This is a genomic window from Pelorhabdus rhamnosifermentans (assembly GCF_018835585.1).
In the GTDB taxonomy this organism is placed as follows: domain Bacteria; phylum Bacillota; class Negativicutes; order UMGS1260; family UMGS1260; genus Pelorhabdus; species Pelorhabdus rhamnosifermentans.
On record NZ_JAHGVE010000046.1, the window covers coordinates 1 to 19,349 of the forward strand.

Sequence of the window (19,349 nt, forward strand, 5' to 3'; positions counted from 1 at the left end):
CTCAAAAATAGACAGAAAAGACAGGGAGACTATTATTTCTCAATCTCCCTGTCTTTTCCGTTGTTTCTTTGTCGTTTGGTTTTCTTATCTTAATGACATTGGCCTTTAAGCTTCTTTTTTTGTATCTTAAAATCAATGCATCTAATGCATCTTAGGTCTGTTTTTTTTGATGTTATGTAATAATTTATTTAAATGGAATTTTTTGAACTATAATAATAAATTATGATGGATTTTATTTCATAGTAGCAGAAAATTCTGGAGGTGTGTCATATGGCTACTGTTCAAGAAAAAATTTTGGATCTAAAAAAGAGACAGGAAAAAGTATTGCTTGGTGGTGGTAAGAAAGGTATTGACAAACAACATGCGAAACATAAGCTCACGTCGCGGGAAAGAATAGATCTTCTTCTTGACGAGGGTTCATTTGTGGAATTGGATCAATTTGTTACGCATCGTTGCACAAACTTTAATATGGCAGAAAAGGAAGCTCCTGGTGAAGGCGTTACAACCGGTTATGGTACGATTGATGGACGGCTTGTTTATGTTTATGCACAAGACTTTACTGTTATTGGTGGCGCATTAGGAGAAATGCATGCTGCAAAGATCGTGAAAGTCCAGGAAATGGCCATGAAAATGGGGGCTCCAATTATTGGTCTGAATGATTCCGGCGGAGCGCGTATTCAAGAAGGCATTGATGCTTTATCTGGATTTGGTGATATCTTCTTCCGCAATACCATGTCATCTGGTGTTATTCCGCAAATCTCCGTGATTATGGGACCCTGCGCAGGGGGTGCTGTTTATTCTCCTGCTATTACAGATTTTATCTTTATGGTAAAAAATACGAGCCAAATGTTTATTACGGGTCCGCAGGTTATCAAATCAGTTACAGCTGAAGAAGTGACAGCTGAAGCGCTTGGTGGAGCTATGACGCATAATTCTACGTCGGGTGTTGCTCAATTTGCAGCTGAAAATGACGAAGACTGTTTGAAACAGATTCGGTATTTATTAAGTTTCCTTCCAAGTAATAATATGGAAGAGGCTCCGATTGTTGATGGCGGCGATGATGCCAGTCGTACGGATATGAATTTGAACACTATTATGCCGGATAATCCGAATCAGCCTTACGATATGTATGACGTGATTAAATCCATTGTAGATAATGGGGAATTTTACGATTACCTCTATCATTATGCTAAAAACATTATTACTGGTTTTGCCCGTATGGATGGTCAGACAGTGGGCATTATTGCCAACCAGCCGGCGTTTATGGCGGGGTGCTTAGATATTAATGCTTCCGATAAGTCGGCACGGTTTATTCGTTTTTGTGATGCCTTTAATATTCCTTTAGTATCACTTGTAGATGTTCCCGGATTTTTACCCGGAACAGGTCAGGAATATGGCGGCATTATTCGTCACGGTGCCAAAATGCTTTATGCTTATTCAGAAGCAACGGTCCCTAAAATTACCGTGATTACTCGTAAAGCTTACGGTGGGGCTTACATTGCCATGTGTTCGAAACATCTTGGCGCTGATCAGGTGATGGCTTGGCCTTCAGCTGAAATCGCAGTTATGGGACCTGCTGGTGCAGCCAATATCATTTTCCGCGGTGCTAAAGATATTCAGGCTAAGACAGATGAATATATTAAGGATTTTGCGAATCCTTATAGAGCAGCTGAGCGGGGTTATGTTGATTGCGTAATTGAACCGAAAGATACGCGCCCGCAAATCATTAATGCTCTTCATGTCCTAATGACGAAGCGCGAATCTCGTCCGGCTAAAAAACATGGCAATATTCCATTATAAAGATCTGTCTTATTATTTTTTATTAGAAAGGGGAATATGACATGATTATACCTGATACAGTGGAAGGATCCATTCTGCTTAGCGTGATTGATTTCATTCTCAGTTTTTTCATTATTTGGGGTATTGGACTTGTGCTTTATGCTTTTCCGTTATTGAACAAGTTAGGCTCAGTTGATGAGGACAAACTAAAGGGCGGTCACTAAAATTTCTAGTAATATAGGAGGTATATAGCTACATGTTTGAAGAAATAGGCTCATTATTGATGGATATGCTTAATCAAACAGGTGTTGTCCACTTGTGGTATGGCAATGTGGTTATGATGGCTGTTGGTGCAATCATGATTTATTTGGCTATTGTTAAGAAATATGAACCTTTACTGTTAGTTGGTATCGGGTTTGCTTGTATCGTTTCCAATGCTCCTGGTGCTGGTCTGGCTGATCCTGGTGGATTGTTCTGGTATGCCTATCAAGGCGTAGCCCTCGTTATTCTCCCACCGCTCATTTTCCTTGGTGTTGGAGCCATGACGGACTTTGGTCCGATGATTTCCAATCCGAGCTTGGTTATTTTAGGTGCTGCAGCTCATTTAGGGATCTTTGTTGCTTTAATTGGCGCTAAAATGCTTGGCTTTACACTCGGTGAAGCCGGTGCAATCGGCATTATCGGCGGCGCAGACGGCCCAATGGCTATCTTTGTTACCATGAAGCTTGCTCCGCATTTGCTGCCGCAGATTTCTGTTGCTGCTTATTCGTATATGGCACTTATGCCTCTAATTCAACCACCGATTATGAAAGCTTTTACAACGAAGAAAGAACGTCAAATTATTATGAAACAGGTTCGTCCTGTCAGCCGTTTGGAAAAAATCGTTTTTCCAATGGTTATTGCAGTTGTCGTGGACTTACTTCTCCCTGGTGTAGCTCCGCTTATTACCATGCTGATGCTGGGTAATCTGTTCCGTGAATGCGGCGTTGTTGACCGTCTGGCTACGACGGCAGCCAATGACTTGATGAACATTATCGTCATTACTTTGACTGTTGCTATTGGTTCAACGATGAATGCCGATACCTTCCTGACGGTTAAGACGCTGGAAATTATCGTACTTGGTTTGATTGCTTTTGGTTTTGGTACCTTTTCCGGTATTATTGGCGGACGTGTTCTGTGCTGGGCGAGTGGCGGCAAGGTTAATCCGCTGGTGGGTTCCGCAGGTATCGCTTCCGTTCCAATCGCAGCCCGTGTTGCCCATGTTGTGGCACTCAAAGAAAATCCTTACAACTTCCTGATTATGCATGCAATGGGACCGAATCTTGCCGGTGTATTTGGTACAGCCATTTCCGGTGGTATTATGCTGGCACTGATTGGTGTAAAATAATTTTTCATAATTAGGAGGGGGGAGTTACGATGATCGGATTTGTTATATTTTTGATTGTAGTCATTATTTTATGCTACGTAGCAAAAGTAATCCAAGAAGCAAAAGATGCGAAAGAAGTAACAGCCAATCCAGTAGCACAGGCTGTAGTTGAACCCGCTACTTCTACTGTGTCTCCAGTTGATAAGCAATCGAGCAGCGACGATGATGAAGAATTACTCGCTGTCATTAGTGCTGCCATTGCTGCTATTTCAGAGTCAGCGAATGTACGGATAGTAAGTGTTCGTAGTGGTGGTAACGGTTGGGTCTTAGCAGGCCGTCAAGATTTAATGAATAAACTGTAAAAAAATTGTGTAAGCATATTGAAGGAGGATATATAATGAAAAATTACTCTATTACTGTGAATGGAAAAACTTATGAAGTTGCAGTTGAAGAAAAAGGTGGTAGTGCAGCTCCGAAAGTTGCTGCTCATGTTTCGGCTCCAACTCCATCAGTAGCTCCAGCTCCTGTAGCTGCTGCGCCAGCACCAAAAGCTGCTGCGGCGCCGTCTACCGGTGGCGCGGGTACAAAAGTTTCTGCTCCTATGCCTGGAAAAATCATTGCCCTGAAAGTAAGTGTGGGTGATAGTGTAAAAAATGGTCAGGAATTACTTGTCATGGAAGCTATGAAGATGCATAATCCTGTTTTGGCTAGTGCCGATGGCGTTGTTAAAGAACTTCTTGTCAAAGCAGGCGATCCTGTACAGGCCGGTACAGTTCTTGCTGTGATCGGTTAGGTTATTTATGGCGAAACACTAAATCACAAGGAATATTTTTCGTCGCAGTCGTGAGACTGTTAAAGTATTCTGGGTTTATTGGAATAGCAATCATTTTTTAAGCCCGCTAATGCGGGCTTTTTTCTGATATGATACAATATAACAATACAATATAACAATACAATATAACAATAGTAAGATTGATCAATAAAGGGAGCTATTATGCCGATTCAATGGGAGTATATTCTTAGTCATTTATTGCTTGGACTGTCGCTCATCTTGGGATTCGTTTTTTTATTAACGAAGACACGTATGTTTCGGTTTCCTATCTTAAACAGAAAAGTATCAAGACGCGAGAAGGTCCTTTACAGTGTTTTTTTTGGTCTCATTGGAATCATGGGGACATACGGTGGTTTGGCTACGGTCGATGGCAGTGCCAATACGCGTGGCGTAGGAATTATTGTTGGTGGTCTTATCGGCGGGCCGATTGTAGGTGTGGGTGCTGGAATTATCTCCGGTATTTACCGTCTTTGGATAGGTGGCATCAATGCACCGGCAAGTGCCCTTGCTGCCGTAACAGAAGGGCTATTGGCAGGTTTATGTGCTCAGCGGTTTAAACATTTACCTTTTCGCTGGGTTTATGCCATGCTGCTGGGATTTATTCTGGAAACCATGCATATGTGTATGCTGCCGGTTTTTTCTCCATCGTTTGAACGGGGTTATCAGTTGGCTATGTCGATCTTTTCGTCTATGTTGATCATTAATCCATTGGGGATTGCCACATTTATTGCTATTTTAGACAGTGTGCGATCAGAGCAGGAAGCTGTAGAAGGCAAAGCGGCCCGGATGGCTTTTAAAATAGCCAGACAGACATTAAATATCTTACGGCGTGGGTTAAATGAAGAGACAGCTACCCGGACGGCTCAAACGATTATCGATCATGTTGCCAGTCTGGATGCAGTGGCTGTAACCGCTTCTGATAAAGGAATTGCTTTTGTGATCAATCAATCCTCGCTTGGCGCAGATTTTTCGGATATATCTTGTTTGAAAGCTCAAATTATTGCACCGTTAAAAGAGCGAGATAAAGAAATTGGTACCCTGATCTTTTATAAACTGCGACCTAACAGTCTTACTCCTGTTGAAATTGAATTAATTGAAGGACTCGCGCAATTAATATCGATGCAAATTGAAGTGAGCAAAGTGGAACAGCAGACAGCCCTTCGATCTCAGGCTGAGATTAAGGCATTGCAGGCTCAGATTAATCCGCATTTTTTATTTAATGCTTTAAATACTATTGTGTATTATTGCCGCAAACAGCCGGAGAAGGCCCGCGAATTATTGATTAATCTGGGTGAATTTTATCGTAATAATATATCTCATCTGGATAAATGGGTAGATCTTCATACGGAAATTCATCATATTGAATCTTATGTGAAAATTGAATCTGCTCGATTTCAGGGCAAACTAGAAGTTCATTATGATGTTCCAAACGATATTCATATGAAAGTTCCGCCGTTTATTCTTCAGCCTATTGTAGAAAATTCTATCAAGCATGGTCTTTATCCGCGCAAATCAGGCGGGAAGATTATGATTCAGGCTGTTATCCAAAGTGAGGTACTTCATATTACAATTGAAGATAATGGTGTAGGGATGAGCGAAGAATTGATTGATACGATTTTACGGGATGATAGTTCGCGCAAAAGTATTGGCTTATCCAATGTTCATCAGCGGTTGCAGACGATTTATGGATCGCAATACGGACTACAAATAAGCAGTTCTCCAGGTAAAGGAACAATTGTTCGCATTCCCATCCCATTGAAAGGAGCTATACATGAACTTAAAAGTGCTTGTAGTGGATGATGAACTTCCCGCAAGGGAGGAACTAAAATGTATTCTTGAAGAGTTGGATGGGATTACTGTTAGTGGAGAATGTGAAGATGGGGAAGACGTGCTGGCTGCCATTGAGAAAAATCTGCCTGATATTGTTTTTCTTGATATTCAAATGCGCTCACAAGATGGTCTTGTAACCGCTGAAACACTCTTGAATTTAGATAAACCTCCGCACATTGTTTTTTGTACTGGTTTTAGTCAGTATGCAGCCAAGGCTTTTGAATTGAATGCCGTGGATTACATTTTGAAACCTTATTCCATTGAGCGTGTAAAAAAATCAGTAGAAAAAGTTAAAAAATTTAAAGGTTTTATGGAACAAAAGGTCGAGCGTGTGGAGCTTCATTCAGGCAATATCTGTGTATGGTCTTCTGAACGGATTATTGTGATTCATCCGGAAAAGATTATTTTTGCCCGATCTGATGAGAAGAGACAGACACTTCTTTATACGGAACAGGGAAATTATCATACGAAATTCACCTTAAAAGAATTAAATGAGATGCTCAGAAATCGGAATTTCTTACGTACTCATAAGAGTTATTTAGTCAATTTGGACAAAGTGCAAGAAGTGATTCCTTGGTTTAACAATACGTATATTTTAGTTTTGGAAAATTGTAGTGAGACAAATATTCCTGTTGCCAGGCATTATCTGAAACAATTTAATCAGATTATGGGAATTTCATAAATGTATTTCAGGTATTAAAATAGTACTTTTAAGTTATGCTTTTGTTATGTAAGACGAAAAAACACGAAAACGCATTAAAATAGTGCTATAATTCAGTCATATTGAACTAAATTTTTTACTGGAGGGATTCTAATGAAACCACTTGAAAATGTTAAAGTATTGGATTTAACAAGAGTACTTGCTGGCCCTTATGCTTCTATGATGATGGCCGATTTTGGCGCTGAAATTATTAAGATTGAATCACCAAAAACCGGAGATGATTCAAGAGCTTTTGGGCCATTTGTGGGTAAAGAAAGTGCTTATTTCATGAGCCTTAACCGCGGCAAACGTTCGATGACCATGAATTTGAAAAGTCCTAAAGCGCAAGAACTGTTTAAGGAAATGGTAAAAAAAGTTGACGTTGTGTTAGAAAACTATCGCCCCGGGACGATGGAAAAATTCGGTTTAGGTTATGAAGAGATAAAAAAAATTAATCCAAATATTATCTATACGGCTTGTTCCGGATTCGGTCATACAGGTCCTTACAGTAAAAAACCCGCCTATGACGTGATTGTCCAAGGTATGGGCGGTATTATGAGTATTACTGGCCAGGAAAATGGCGAACCTACTCGGGTAGGTGCTTCTGTAGGAGATTTAACTGCCGGATTATTCGCTGTTATCGGTACATTAACAGCTCTTTACAATCGTGAAAAAACAGGCGTTGGTCAAAAAGTGGATGTAGCGATGCTGGATTGTCAGGTAGCTATTTTGGAAAATGCTATTTCCCGTTACTTAGTGAATGGCGTAGCTCCCGGACCGATTGGTAATCGTCATCCATCTATTACACCGTTCGAAGCTTTTAAAGCAAAAGATGGTTATGTTATTATTGCTGTTGGCAATGATCGTCTGTGGAAAAAATTCTGTGATCTTATTGGCCGTCAGGAACTTATTGAGGATGCACGCTTTATTACCAATGCTAAACGTACAGAAAATCAGAAACAACTGAAAGGCATTTTAGATACCGTTTTTCCTGCTAAGACAGTGGATGAATGGTTGGAAGCGATTGATGGCGCAGGCATTCCTTGCGGTCCTATTAATACAGTGGATCGGGTTATGAAAGATCCACAAGTTCTTGCACGTGACATGATTGTAGAAGTAGATCATCCGGTAGCAGGCAAGTTTAAAATGCCTGGAGTACCTATTAAACTTTCTGAGACGCCTGGTGAAGTCGAAAGTCCGGCACCATTACTTGGACAGCATACAGAAGAAATATTGCAGGAAATGCTGGGTCTTTCTAAAGAAGAAGTAGCAAAACTTAAAGAAGAAGGCGCGCTATAATAAGGAGCTGTTAATCGAATATGGGAAGAGAAGAATTTTGGAACCAGCGCTGGAAAGCCTTAGTATGGGTTGGGCTGTTGGGATTTGTTCTGTCATGTAACTATACGAATCATGGACCACTTGTTCCAACACTTGTGAAAGTACTTAGCATTACCATGACTGCAGCAGGATTTTTTACAACGGCTGTCTTTTTAACACATGGAATTATGCAAATGCCTGGTGGCGGTTTATCAGATAAATTTGGATCTAAAAAAGTAGCGTCAGTGGGTCTCGTGATTATTGCTGTCGGCAATATCTTAACAGGGATGGCAAACAGCTACGAACAAATTCTTGCCTATAAATTTATTACCGGCCTTGGGACAGGCTCTTGTATCGTTGCGGGTCTTCGTTATGTGCCCACTTTTTTTGCCGGTAAGGAAATTGCTTTTGCGCAAGGTGTGTATGGTGGCACCATCGTGCTTGGTTCAGGATTTGTTATCTTTATTATTCCTCAACTCTTAACCATTGTTGGCTGGCACGGCGTGTTTTATACGACAGGTGTTATGGCGGCTGTTCTTGCTGTGTTATGGCAGCTGTTTGCGCCGAATACGCCGACAAATGGCGTTGTCAATAAAATTGACTGGCCTAGTTTGCTGGGTAACCGCAACAGTTGGTTGCTTGCTTTAACTCAGGTCGGTTCGTTTGGCACGAGTATTGCTTGTGGTGTTTGGGTGAATACGATGCTTCAGAAAAATCTTTCTCTTGATCCCAAAACTGCCGGAATGATTGGATCTGGTGTTTTATTAATTGGTATTGTGGGACGCCCCATTGGTGGTCTCATAGTAGATAAAAAATGGCTGACTAAAAAACAAGTACTTATTTTTGCACATGCCGGTTTAGCTGTTGGTTTTGTTTGGATAGGTATGGTAGATAATATGGTTTCAGCAGCGATAGCGATTTTATTTTCAGGTTTTATGACGGCTCTGCCGTTTGGACCTATTTTCTCCCTGGCTATGGATACATTTCCTAAATTTCCAGGTGTTGCCGCGGGATTTGTCAATACTTTCGGGGCATTTTCGGTTATGCTATTGCCGCCGATTATGGGCTCCCTTGTAGATAGTTCAGGAAGTTTCCTTTCGGCGTTTTATTTGCTGGCAGGAGTTGCTGCAGCTGCAAGTATCGGTGCATTGGGTATAAAATCGATTGTAAAATGAATAGATTGTATAAAATAAGACCGCAGCATTTGCTGTGGTTTTATTTTATATAATCTATTAGGAAATGCCTTTATAAGAGGATTTTTGGCTGATAGAAGCCAAATCATTTACCAAGGAGGTGTAAGATGAAGCGAAAAAACAGGATTCATTTACTACAGCCATTTTATCAAAAATATTGGCCTATTTTCTCTTTTGGCATCATATTACTCATTGTTGTTGATTTATTTCAACTTTTGATTCCTCGTCTTATTGGCCGCTGCATTGATAGTTTTCTAGTCGAGCCTAGTGCCTTACTTGGCTATGTTTTACAGATTACGGTTGTTTCAGCTGTCATGCTTGTAGGGCGGTATTATTATCGTCAATACTTGCTTGGCACGACGCGGCGCTTAGAATATTATTTGCGGCGTAAACTTTTTTTCCATTCGCTCCGATTGCCCATGAGTTTTTATGACCAAAATGGACCCGGTAAATTAATGGCTTTAATGACCAATGATATTACGGCGGTGCGCATGGCTTTTGGCTTAGGCAGTATTCTATTTGTTGATGCTGTCATGATGGGATTGGCTTCTTTTGTTGTGATGGTGCGTATGATTAACTGGGAACTTTCACTCTGGTCCATCTTGCCTCTTCCGCTGATTTTACTAATCGCGACGTATATGGGACGGGTTGTTCATGGCCGATTTCGTGCTGTTCAGGAAAAGTTTAGTGAGCTAACGGAATTTTCTCAGGAAATATTTGCTGCTGCAAAAGTGATTAAAGGTTTTGCTGCCGAGGAGAAAATAGCTCTCCGGTTTCAAGAAGTGAACAAAAAAAATGTCGCAGTGAATATGAGTCTTGTCAAGTTGCAAGCTGCCTATGTGCCTGTGACACATATATTGCCCTTTGTTTGTTATGCAGTGGCTTTATATTTGGGTGGTAAATTGATTGTTGAGGGACAAATTACTGTGGGAGATCTGACAGCATTTATCGGCTATCAGGGGTTGATTATTTGGCCGATGATGGGCCTGGGTTTTTTGATTAATATGGCGCAAAGGGGGTTAGCGTCACTTGAAAGAATCAGTAATTTTCTAAACCAGAGCGCCTATGAGGAGGGTTTTATTGAGAAATTCAACGATCAGACGGATTGTTCATCTAATATGTTGTCCACAACGATTGCATTACAAAATTTGACTTTTTCCTATCCGCTGAGTCGTACTTCTGCACTGAAAAATATCAATCTTACCATACAGGAGGGAGAAACGATTGGTTTAGTTGGCCGAACGGGATCGGGAAAATCTACCTTACTGAAACTGATTTTGCGACTTTATGATGCACCTGAGGGAAGTATTAGGATTGGCGGTAAGGAAATTCATCAAATTGATTTTTTAACATTACGTCATTTATGCGGCTATGTGCCGCAAGAACAGGTTCTGTTTTCCAAAACGATTGGAGAAAATATTGCTTTCGATGGGGAGTATTGTGAAGAAGCCATTGTAGAAGCGGCCCGCTTAGCCGCGGTGACTGAAGATATTCATACCAAGCCGGAAGGATTTGACACAGAGCTTGGTGAGAAGGGCAAGAAGCTTTCAGGAGGCCAGCAGCAGCGTGTGGCGATTGCCAGAGCATTTATTAAGAATTCACCGATTTTGTTACTTGACGATGTATTTTCGGCCCTTGATTATGAGACGGAGGCCCAGGTGCTACGCAATATGCGCACCTTTATTCACAGCAGAACGACGCTGATTGTATCACAGCGTGTTGCGGCAGTGACACAATGCAATCGTATTGTTGTGCTTGATCACGGTGAAATTTGTGAGCAAGGCAGTCACGCAGACCTTGTAGCCAAGCGGGGTCTATATTATGAAATTTATGCGCAGCAATTGATGGATGGAGAACCCTAATGAACAAACGATTCGATGACAGGAAAATGATTCGTATTCTCTGGAATTTTGCCGCACCTTTTACAGGTTGGGGTGTTTTGGCGTTACTGATTATTTTAGCTGGCATGGGACTGGAGCTTTCCCGCCCTTATTTGATGAAGATTGCTATTGATACGCAAATTGCACAGCTGGATCTCGCCGGCTTGCGGCAGACAGCCTTCTTTTATGGACTGACCATTGCAGCAAGTGTTGTTTTATCTTATGGTGAAAATTATATTTTGCAGTATATCGGTCAATTTATTATTTTTGATGTAAGACAAAAAGTATTTCGCCATTTAATTTATCAACGCTATAGAAACATGGAAAAGCAAAAAGTCGGTCAGATGGTTACACGCGTAACGAATGATACAGATGCGCTTAAGGATCTCTATACAGACGTTCTTGTTGCTTTTGCGAGCGATTTTTTAATTTTGTTTGGGATTGTTTTTGTCATGTTACTGATGGATTGGCAACTTGCCGTAGCTACCTTCGTGGCCATTCCTTTGATGATTTTCCTAGCCCTTGTTTATCAAAAATATGCGCGCAATGCTTATCGCCAAATTCGGCAGACAACAGGACAACTAAATAGCTTTTTACAGGAAAACTTAAATAATATCAGTGTTGTTAAGGCATTCGCACGTTTTCGGCAGACTGAACGCGAATTTGAAACGGTAAGCCAAGAATATTTGTCTGCGGGTCTGCGTGAGGTTCATACTTTTGCTGTTTTTCGACCACTTGTTGATTTTATTTATACCGTGTCTGTTTTGGCCGTTTTATGGGTCAGCGGTTTACTGAATGAAAAGACACCGATTCAAGTAGGAATTGTTGTGGCATTTTTGCGCTATGTGGAAATGTTTTTTTGGCCCATTAAGGATTTGGCTGAAAAATATACTCTATTGCAATCCGCCTTAGCTGCAGCTGAACGAATTTCTGATATTCTAGATAATCCAAGGCCCGAGGAAGAACCGGAAAATGAATCACTTAATTGTCATTTTGCGGGTGCTGTTCGTTTTGAACATGTCTGGTTTGCCTATCAAGCCGAGGAGTGGGTGCTCAAAGATGTGAGCTTTTCTATTTTAGCCGGGCAGTTTGTAGGAGTCGTCGGTTCTTCCGGTTCAGGTAAATCGACTTTAATGAGTTTGTTATCGCGTTTTTATGACCCACAGTGTGGCACCATTTATTTGGATGATGTAGATATTCGTCTCATTCCGCTTGAACTTTTACGGCGGAAAATTGGTGTTGTTTTTCAGGACGTACAGCTTTTTAAAGGAACAGTGCGCGAAAACCTGACTTTGTATGATGATAGCATTACGCCTGACGTCATCGAGAAAGCAGCGCAGACGGCCAATGCTCATCTTTTTATTGTGAAACTACCTCTAAAGTATGAGACGCCGCTTGGCTATCAGGGGGCTTTGCTTTCGGCAGGACAGCGGCAATTGTTGTCACTAGCGCGCGTCTTGGTTTTACCCCTTTGTATTTTAGTGCTTGATGAAGCGACATCAAGCATTGATAGTGAAACAGAAGCCTTGATTCAAGGAGCTTTTGAGAAAATTGTTCAAGAACGGACTATGCTTGTTATTGCCCATCGATTATCGACAATTGAACAAGCCGATCAAATCCTTGTTATGGATCATGGACGACTGCGAGAGCAAGGAACACATGAGACATTGCTAAAGGAAAAAGGGTTCTACGCCCGTTTGTATGATAGTCAAGTGCAGCACTTTAAATGAAATTGGGTTTTTCGGCTGCTAGCATAGTTATTGATTTAGCGCTATACTTAAATTAGCAAGCATTCGTGACGGGAGGTAATGTTATGGAGGCACAGTGGCTTCAGGAAAAAATTGATCAATTAGCTACGTTTAGTGAGACGAAGACAGGGGTTACGCGCTTGGCCTTTTCAAGTTGGGATGAAAAATCACAGGCTTTCTTCATTCGTGAAATGGAACAGGTTGGTTTAACTGTGCGAAAAGATGCGGCAGGAAATTTAATTGGTCGCTTAGAAGGAACAGATGTAGCAGCGACAGTTGTTGCCACAGGGTCCCATCTTGACAGTGTCCCACAAGGTGGAAAATATGACGGTGTCGTGGGTGTAGTGGGTGGGCTGCTGGCCGTCAAGCGTCTCAAGGCCAAAGGGCCTTTAACACATCCTGTGGAATTAATCGTTTTTGCTGCTGAAGAATCCAGCCGATTTAGCTATTCCACCATTGGCAGTAAAGCTATGACAGGTTCAATGCAGATTCGGGCGTGGAAAAAGGCTGTAGACCGCGAGGGTGTTTCCTTAGTCCAAGCATTAATGAATCGCGGGCTTGATTTTGATCAATTTTCTCATGCCGTGCGCAGTAGAGACGACTTCAAATGTTTTATTGAGCTACATATTGAACAAGGTTATCTTTTAGAACGTGGCCAGGAAGTGATTGGTATTGTTGAAGCGATTGCTGCACCAACGCGTCTTAAGATTACTGTAGCTGGAGAAGCCGCCCATTCCGGTACAACGCCTATGGATGGACGTCACGATGCACTCGTTAGTGCCGCTAAAATCGTACTAGCTGTACGTGATATCGCTATGGAACAAACCCATTTAGGTACAGTGGGAACGGTTGGCGTCTTAAATGTTCAACCTGGGTCTATGAATGTTATTCCAGGTAACGTGGAAATGTGGGTAGACATTCGTGGTGTTCAGCAAGAAAGCATTATTGACAGTATTCAAGAACTAAAAGATTTTGTGAGTACGTTGGCAGAAGAAGAAGAAACACCTGCTGCAATTGATGTACTGGCATCGGATCGCCCAGTGATTCTCGACGAAGTTCTTGCTGATCAAATAGAAACAATTTGTAAAAGACGGAAGATTTCTTATCGACGCATGAATAGTGGGGCAGGGCATGATGCGATGAATATGGCGAAAATTACGCCTACGGGAATGATTTTTATTCCTTGTAAAAATGGCGTGAGTCATAATCCTGCTGAAAGTGCAAAAATTGAAGATATCTTGACTGGTGTCGATGTTCTGACACAAATCTTATTTGACCAGGCTAAATAATCGAAGAAGAATTCTTTTATCTATAGTTATGAAAATCTCGCTGATAATAAATGATATCAGTGAGATTTTTAATTTGATAATAATTACCGCCTGTTAATTATGTAAACTACGTGGTAAAATAGATTCAAGTATTACCGAAAGGAGAGACTTCATGAACAAAACTGCAATAACTATGATGCTATCCCTGTTTCTAACGATGTCCCCACTTGTTGTGCCTTTGGCTCATGCCAGTGCTCCTACAGATAACTTGCAAACTTTTTTAGCTGATAATAGTTCAAATTCAACTGTACAAGGCATCCAACAACTTCTGTCATTAAAACAGAAATTGGAGCAAGGTAAAAAGGATGAGGTACTTGCCCAAGTTGCGCAGCAGGCAGTGAGCCGTGCACTCGCACAAACGGGTGTAACGGCTGATCCGGCAGCCATCACAGGAACGGTGACAGATGCACTTCAAAATGTTGTTCGTAATGAAATTACCAAACAGATTAGCAGTAAAATTGAACCCTATCAGACGGGTTTACAAGCGCTTGCCCAATTATTTGGACAAACAAAGCTGCAGCCAGAGGCGGCAGTTGCCAATAATGCATTGACAGGTGCGCCGGAAAACTATAGTAAAATTTTGGACATTACTGCAACCGCATATGGACCGGGGATTGCGGATAATGGACACTGGGGAGATAATGATTATTTCGGAAATCCCTTGAAGCCAGGCGATATTGCCGTTGATCCGAGTGTTATTCCCATGGGTACGAAGCTATGGATTCCCGGTTATGGTTATGGTATAGCCAATGACCAGGGAAGTGCTATTAAGGGAAATCGCATTGATTTGTTTTTCCCGTCTCGACAAGCTGCGCTTGATTATGGTATTCAGAATGTAAAGGCATACGTCTTAAAATAATTTGTGTATAAGGATTATTTTATAGATAAAAGGAAGGGGGCGAATCCGTTAGGATCGAACTCCTCCTTTTTTTTTGTGTGGGTATTCAATCAGGATATCTTGGCATATTGCAGCATATATTTGATAAGATAGGTCAATTGGGAGGGGAGAGAGTGACGTTTCAAACGCTAAAATTGTCTCGTCCACCGCTCGTTTGGGGGGCGGCGTTTCTAATTATTTTCAGCGTTCTTTTGGGGATTTTTGGCTATGAGTATGTTGATGAATTGGAATGGACCGTTTTGGAGGATGGAAACATTCCAGCTTCTCCAACAGGTATAGTGAGTTTGAACATTAAAGTCGCTGAAAGAGTACTAGAGGTTTATGATAACGGGATATTATTAAAAAAATATCGCATTGCGGTGGGGAAAAGTAACTCTCCTACACCCATTGGCGAGTGGAATGTTGTCTGGAAAGATTACAATTGGGGAACTGGGTTCGGAACGCGCTGGCTGGGCCTTAATGTGCCTTGGGGAATTTATGGAATACATGGAACAAATAAACCGTGGTCAATTGGTCAGTTTACCAGCCACGGTTGCATTCGTATGCGTAATAAGGATGTAGAACAATTATTTGAATGGGTACCGATTGGAACGGTTGTTCGTATTGAAGATAAGCGAAAAAAAGTAGAGCGGACGCTAAAATATCAAATGATGGGATCTGATGTGGCAATAATGCAATTAAAGCTGAAAGAAAAGGGCTATTTGGAAGAAAAAGCGGATGGGTTATTCGGGCTGGCAACGGAAACAGCGGTGAAAGAATATCAACAGGAAAACGGACTTGAAGTGACGGGGATTGTTAATCGGGCCATGTTGGATCAGCTTGGTATTTGAGTAAATCTTTGACGAAATGGCAGATATATAGTAAAATATTAAATATATAGTTTTTTATTTGCTAGGTGTGACAAAATCTTAGGAGCTTATTTCTAGCAATAAAACAATCTTAAAAACTTAATAAACCAATAAAGAGAGGTGAATGGATGAAAAAAAAGATTCTTTTTTTTGGTGTATTGTTATTTCTCTTATGCTCTGTAACAGTTTGTTTTGCTTCACCAGGTGATAAGCTCCTATCGCGTGGAATGCGTGGTAGTGATGTACAATATGCGCAAAAGCTATTAGCGGATGTTGGTTATTATGCTGGAGAAATTGATGGCATTTTTGGTGGTGGCACGTTTGAAGCTGTTCTGCTTTTTCAACGTAGCGTTGATCTTTCAGCAACAGGTGTGATTAATCGGGACACTATATTATATTTAGAGCGTGCTAGGAACGAAGTCAGTCGCTCCAATCGTTCGGCTATTATGAATGCTTCGGCTTACTCGGCTTACGACCCAGGCAATGGAAGCTATACATCTCAAGGTCATTTGCTTAGGCATGGGTTGGCTGCTGTTGATCCGAATGTTATTCCACTTGGGACGCGTCTTTTTATACCCGGCTATGGATTTGCCATTGCAGATGATACGGGTGGTAATATTAAGGGGAATCGAATTGATTTAGCTTTTGACAGTTTTGGAGAAGCTATGCAATTTGGTCGCCAGACAGTGACTGTGTATATTTTTGACTGACAGGCATATTGCCTGTTTCTTTTTTTACTAAAGGAGGAAGCCCTTTTGGACGTCTATGTTGCTCAATTTAAAAATTGTCTGCAGGCTGTTTATAAGAAGAATCCATTCATCAATTTATTAGAAATGAAAATTACTGCTCTTGAGGCCGGGCGTATTACCATGACGATGCCTGTTGTATTTGGTAAACATACGAATGTGCATCAGATTGCTCATGGTGGGGCTTTGGCTTCTTTGGCAGATACTGCCATGGGACTTGCCTGTGGGACACTGGATCAAAAAGTTGTGACCATGGATATGAATATTAATTTTGTCCGGGGAGCTAAGCCAGACCAGTTGGTTTATGCTCATGCTGAGGTCATTCATCAGGGTAAAAAGACACTCGTTGTTGAAGCAGCTGTTGTTGATTCAGAGGAAAAACTGCTTGCGAAAAGTCGGGGTACTTTTTTTGTTGTGGGACGTTTTTCAGAAGGCAGTGATTTTGATGAATGTAAACAAGGTCAAGGCGATTGATCCTGTGGCTCTCCACATGATTCAAAAAGAATAGAATCTACTTTTATGCTCTATACTACTTCTTAACGGTTTACATGTAAAGGAGAGTGTAGTCTTTTTGTGGGCAGCATTTATTTCTGGTATTCTCATGGCTGTGCAAGGATCGCTGAATGCCGTATTGAGCAAAGCGGCTGGGGTTATTGAAGCGACTTTTATTGTTCATGTGATAGGTACAATGGGACTTGCCATTGGCATTTTTGCGTTTCGTATGAATAAACGTGCTCTTTTTCCTTTACCCTCTGTACCTTGGTATATCTATCTTGGTGGAATTATCGGCATTTTTATTGTCTATCTTGTTGCAATGAGCATCCCTGAGGTGGGGGTATCGAATGCAACTACGGCGATTATTGTTGGTCAGGTGCTTACGGCGCTTATTATTGATCATCTTGGTGCTTTTGGTTTAGAAACGAGTCCTTTTGGTATTCAACAAGTTATTGGATTGTTTTTACTTGCCATAGGGGCTAAACTTTTGTTAAAATAAACTATATTTATTTAATTTTGACTTTATGAATTGATTAAGATTTAGGAGGTTTCACATGGATTTTCAGTTTACGCCTGACCAAACAGCTTTACTTAAAATGGTACAGGAAGTGGTAACGAAAGAAATTATACCTTATGCTCATGAAATGGACGAAAAAGCTACAATACGTCCTGAACTTATTCAACAATTGCATAATGCTGGTTTGCTTAATCTTACGGTACCTGAAGAGTACGATGGGCCGGGTCTGGATGCTTTAACGATCGCCTTTATTTATGAACAACTAGGCCGTGGTGATGCAGGCGTTGCTACATCCGTTGCTGCGAATGCTCTTGCTTCTTATCCTGTACTGACAACAGGGACGCACGAGCAAAAACAGTACTTTTTTAATTTCTTAAATGAAGGCAAGCTTGCGGCTTTTGCTTTGACTGAACCTGGCGCAGGATCTGATGCAGGTAGTGTTGCTACTGCGGCGGTTAAAGATGGCGATGATTATATTTTAAATGGTACGAAGTGCTTTATTACGAATGGTGGTCTTGCTGACATTTTTGTTGTTTTTGCCAATGCCAGAAAATCAGCAGGTATTCGGGGCTTGACTGCTTTTATTGTGGATCGCAATACACCTGGTTTTTCAGTAGGCAAACATGAAGATAAGATGGGGATACGTTCTTCCAATACCTGTGAATTAATTCTGGATCATGTTCGTGTTCCAAGCAGTCGTCGTATCGGTAAAGAGGGACACGGTTTTAAAATTGCCATGAAAACGCTTGATTCTGCCCGACCGTTTGTGGGGGCTGTATCGATTGGTTTGGCGCAGGCAGCTTTTGATTTTGCTGTCAAGTATGCTCGTGAGCGTCAACAATTTGGCAAGGCCATTGCTTCTTTTCAGTTAGTGCAGGCCATGATTGCTGATATGGGCATGAAGCTTGAAAGTGCGCGACTCCTCGTTTATAAGGCGTGCTGGATGAAAGAACAAGGTCTTTCTTTTTCTAAAGAAGCAGCTATGGCGAAATGTTTGGCATCAGATACAGCCATGCAAATTACGACAGATGCAGTGCAAGTTGTTGGTGGCTATGGTTATTCGAAAGAATATCCTGTTGAGCGCTATATGCGCGATGCAAAGATTATGCAGATTTATGAAGGCACAAATCAGATTCAACGTCTAGTCATTGGAAATCATATTTTATATTAATAGCTGAAAATAGGAATAGATTGTAAAGAACAGTCTTGTATTTGATGCAGGACTGTTTTTTTATTGTTGCATCGTTATTTTTTTTGCTGCATATAACGATAATAAGTATATAGGCTTTGGGGAGGGGTAACATCATGGAAAAAGAAGTTGCTTTGGTCCAACCGATTGGAAAACCATGGCCTGTGCGGCGTGTGGGGCCGGCTAGACTTCATAAAAGACGGATATATAAACCAAAATTAAAAAATCGGTTATTTTCTAGTCAAGATGAAGAGGATGATGAGCAAGACGATCGTGTTATGGCTGAAAGTACAAGTGTGCTGGAAACAACTACGAAGCCCGCTCGAAGTGCTCCCGAAGGAGTAGGAAAGCATATCGATCTTGAAGTATAAAAGATGATGAAAGTACTGTCAATAACTTTTGAAAATGTCACCTAAAAAGGTTTCTAATTATCGGGTGAAAATGTCACTTAAGAGTTTAAGCATAATTTTTCAGGAAAATGCTTTCAAGCATCAAAAGGATATCTTTATCGCTATCCTCAAAAGTTACTTTTTTTACCAAGGTGTGACCATATTTATAATAATGACTATCCACCGGAGAGTAAGGAGTTTGGGCCGATTTTGAGGCTGAGCTTGGCTGATTTAATTTCTTCTGTTTGATATAAGGAAGAACAGAGAAAAGAGTTTTTTTGAACTCTACAGCAA

General features: G+C 41.1%; 19 protein-coding genes and 1 pseudogene. 19 read left to right on the plus strand and 1 reads right to left on the minus strand.

Annotated elements, in window-relative coordinates:
- The first annotated feature begins 270 nt into the window (after positions 1 to 270).
- The 19 genes from mmdA (at position 271) to Ga0466249_RS25020 (ending at position 19,037) form a co-directional block, all read left to right on the plus strand.
- Positions 271 to 1,800, plus strand: a complete 1,530-nt coding sequence (mmdA, locus tag Ga0466249_RS24930) for a methylmalonyl-CoA decarboxylase subunit alpha (RefSeq protein WP_215832206.1) — start codon at positions 271 to 273, stop codon at positions 1,798 to 1,800.
- 41 nt (positions 1,801 to 1,841) lie between these two features.
- Positions 1,842 to 2,003, plus strand: a complete 162-nt coding sequence (locus Ga0466249_RS24935; protein ID WP_215832207.1) for a hypothetical protein — start codon at positions 1,842 to 1,844, stop codon at positions 2,001 to 2,003.
- A gap of 32 nt (positions 2,004 to 2,035) precedes the next feature.
- Entirely contained in the window at positions 2,036 to 3,166 is a 1,131-nt protein-coding gene (locus Ga0466249_RS24940; protein ID WP_215832208.1) for a sodium ion-translocating decarboxylase subunit beta, read from the plus strand.
- A 29-nt stretch (positions 3,167 to 3,195) separates the two neighbouring features.
- Positions 3,196 to 3,507: an OadG family transporter subunit gene (locus tag Ga0466249_RS24945; protein WP_215832209.1), complete on the plus strand. Its 312-nt coding sequence runs from the start codon at positions 3,196 to 3,198 to the stop codon at positions 3,505 to 3,507.
- A 35-nt stretch (positions 3,508 to 3,542) separates the two neighbouring features.
- Complete coding sequence (locus Ga0466249_RS24950; protein WP_215832210.1) at positions 3,543 to 3,938, plus strand: biotin/lipoyl-containing protein; 396 nt, start codon at positions 3,543 to 3,545, stop codon at positions 3,936 to 3,938.
- Positions 3,939 to 4,139: 201 nt separating this feature from the next.
- A complete protein-coding gene (locus tag Ga0466249_RS24955; protein ID WP_215832211.1) occupies positions 4,140 to 5,777 on the plus strand; it encodes a LytS/YhcK type 5TM receptor domain-containing protein in 1,638 nt (545 codons plus the stop codon).
- Positions 5,749 to 6,489, plus strand: a complete 741-nt coding sequence (locus Ga0466249_RS24960) for a LytR/AlgR family response regulator transcription factor (protein ID WP_215832212.1) — start codon at positions 5,749 to 5,751, stop codon at positions 6,487 to 6,489. Before Ga0466249_RS24955 ends, Ga0466249_RS24960 begins: the two co-directional genes overlap by 29 nt.
- Positions 6,490 to 6,621: 132 nt before the next feature.
- Complete coding sequence (locus Ga0466249_RS24965) at positions 6,622 to 7,806, plus strand: CaiB/BaiF CoA transferase family protein (RefSeq protein WP_215832213.1); 1,185 nt, start codon at positions 6,622 to 6,624, stop codon at positions 7,804 to 7,806.
- Positions 7,807 to 7,826: 20 nt separating this feature from the next.
- Positions 7,827 to 8,999 (plus strand): MFS transporter, encoded by a 1,173-nt coding sequence (locus Ga0466249_RS24970; RefSeq protein ID WP_215832214.1) that lies wholly within the window; start codon positions 7,827 to 7,829, stop codon positions 8,997 to 8,999.
- 125 nt (positions 9,000 to 9,124) lie between these two features.
- Complete coding sequence (locus Ga0466249_RS24975) at positions 9,125 to 10,879, plus strand: ABC transporter ATP-binding protein (RefSeq protein ID WP_215832215.1); 1,755 nt, start codon at positions 9,125 to 9,127, stop codon at positions 10,877 to 10,879.
- A complete protein-coding gene (locus Ga0466249_RS24980) occupies positions 10,879 to 12,627 on the plus strand; it encodes an ABC transporter ATP-binding protein (protein WP_215832216.1) in 1,749 nt (582 codons plus the stop codon). The genes Ga0466249_RS24975 and Ga0466249_RS24980 overlap by 1 nt, the downstream gene beginning before the upstream one ends.
- Before the next feature lie 83 nt (positions 12,628 to 12,710).
- Entirely contained in the window at positions 12,711 to 13,934 is a 1,224-nt protein-coding gene (locus Ga0466249_RS24985; RefSeq protein ID WP_215832217.1) for a M20 family metallo-hydrolase, read from the plus strand.
- 151 nt (positions 13,935 to 14,085) lie between these two features.
- Positions 14,086 to 14,832 carry a 3D domain-containing protein gene (locus Ga0466249_RS24990; RefSeq protein ID WP_215832218.1) on the plus strand — a complete coding sequence of 249 codons (747 nt, stop codon included), beginning with the start codon at positions 14,086 to 14,088 and terminating at the stop codon, positions 14,830 to 14,832.
- A 152-nt stretch (positions 14,833 to 14,984) separates the two neighbouring features.
- Positions 14,985 to 15,701, plus strand: a complete 717-nt coding sequence (locus tag Ga0466249_RS24995) for a L,D-transpeptidase family protein (RefSeq protein ID WP_215832219.1) — start codon at positions 14,985 to 14,987, stop codon at positions 15,699 to 15,701.
- A gap of 146 nt (positions 15,702 to 15,847) precedes the next feature.
- Entirely contained in the window at positions 15,848 to 16,429 is a 582-nt protein-coding gene (locus Ga0466249_RS25000) for a 3D domain-containing protein (protein WP_215832220.1), read from the plus strand.
- 45 nt (positions 16,430 to 16,474) lie between these two features.
- Positions 16,475 to 16,939, plus strand: coding sequence for a PaaI family thioesterase (locus Ga0466249_RS25005; protein ID WP_246589043.1), 465 nt, complete (start codon positions 16,475 to 16,477; stop codon positions 16,937 to 16,939).
- A 97-nt stretch (positions 16,940 to 17,036) separates the two neighbouring features.
- Entirely contained in the window at positions 17,037 to 17,459 is a 423-nt protein-coding gene (locus tag Ga0466249_RS25010) for a DMT family transporter (protein ID WP_246589044.1), read from the plus strand.
- Between the two features lie 55 nt (positions 17,460 to 17,514).
- Positions 17,515 to 18,648, plus strand: a complete 1,134-nt coding sequence (locus Ga0466249_RS25015; RefSeq protein ID WP_215832221.1) for an acyl-CoA dehydrogenase family protein — start codon at positions 17,515 to 17,517, stop codon at positions 18,646 to 18,648.
- A gap of 134 nt (positions 18,649 to 18,782) precedes the next feature.
- Positions 18,783 to 19,037 carry a hypothetical protein gene (locus Ga0466249_RS25020; RefSeq protein WP_215832222.1) on the plus strand — a complete coding sequence of 85 codons (255 nt, stop codon included), beginning with the start codon at positions 18,783 to 18,785 and terminating at the stop codon, positions 19,035 to 19,037.
- Between the two features lie 85 nt (positions 19,038 to 19,122).
- Here Ga0466249_RS25020 and Ga0466249_RS25025 read toward each other — a convergent pair.
- Positions 19,123 to 19,349 (minus strand): annotated as a pseudogene (locus Ga0466249_RS25025) (ISNCY family transposase); the annotation flags it as partial.

Coding starts and splice junctions, on each gene's coding strand:
- mmdA (WP_215832206.1), top strand. CDS start 271: ATGGCTACTGTTCAAGAAAAAATTTTGGATCTAAAAAAGAGACAGGAA.
- Ga0466249_RS24935 (WP_215832207.1), top strand. CDS start 1,842: ATGATTATACCTGATACAGTGGAAGGATCCATTCTGCTTAGCGTGATT.
- Ga0466249_RS24940 (WP_215832208.1), top strand. CDS start 2,036: ATGTTTGAAGAAATAGGCTCATTATTGATGGATATGCTTAATCAAACA.
- Ga0466249_RS24945 (WP_215832209.1), top strand. CDS start 3,196: ATGATCGGATTTGTTATATTTTTGATTGTAGTCATTATTTTATGCTAC.
- Ga0466249_RS24950 (WP_215832210.1), top strand. CDS start 3,543: ATGAAAAATTACTCTATTACTGTGAATGGAAAAACTTATGAAGTTGCA.
- Ga0466249_RS24955 (WP_215832211.1), top strand. CDS start 4,140: ATGCCGATTCAATGGGAGTATATTCTTAGTCATTTATTGCTTGGACTG.
- Ga0466249_RS24960 (WP_215832212.1), top strand. CDS start 5,749: ATGAACTTAAAAGTGCTTGTAGTGGATGATGAACTTCCCGCAAGGGAG.
- Ga0466249_RS24965 (WP_215832213.1), top strand. CDS start 6,622: ATGAAACCACTTGAAAATGTTAAAGTATTGGATTTAACAAGAGTACTT.
- Ga0466249_RS24970 (WP_215832214.1), top strand. CDS start 7,827: ATGGGAAGAGAAGAATTTTGGAACCAGCGCTGGAAAGCCTTAGTATGG.
- Ga0466249_RS24975 (WP_215832215.1), top strand. CDS start 9,125: ATGAAGCGAAAAAACAGGATTCATTTACTACAGCCATTTTATCAAAAA.
- Ga0466249_RS24980 (WP_215832216.1), top strand. CDS start 10,879: ATGAACAAACGATTCGATGACAGGAAAATGATTCGTATTCTCTGGAAT.
- Ga0466249_RS24985 (WP_215832217.1), top strand. CDS start 12,711: ATGGAGGCACAGTGGCTTCAGGAAAAAATTGATCAATTAGCTACGTTT.
- Ga0466249_RS24990 (WP_215832218.1), top strand. CDS start 14,086: ATGAACAAAACTGCAATAACTATGATGCTATCCCTGTTTCTAACGATG.
- Ga0466249_RS25000 (WP_215832220.1), top strand. CDS start 15,848: ATGAAAAAAAAGATTCTTTTTTTTGGTGTATTGTTATTTCTCTTATGC.
- Ga0466249_RS25015 (WP_215832221.1), top strand. CDS start 17,515: ATGGATTTTCAGTTTACGCCTGACCAAACAGCTTTACTTAAAATGGTA.
- Ga0466249_RS25020 (WP_215832222.1), top strand. CDS start 18,783: ATGGAAAAAGAAGTTGCTTTGGTCCAACCGATTGGAAAACCATGGCCT.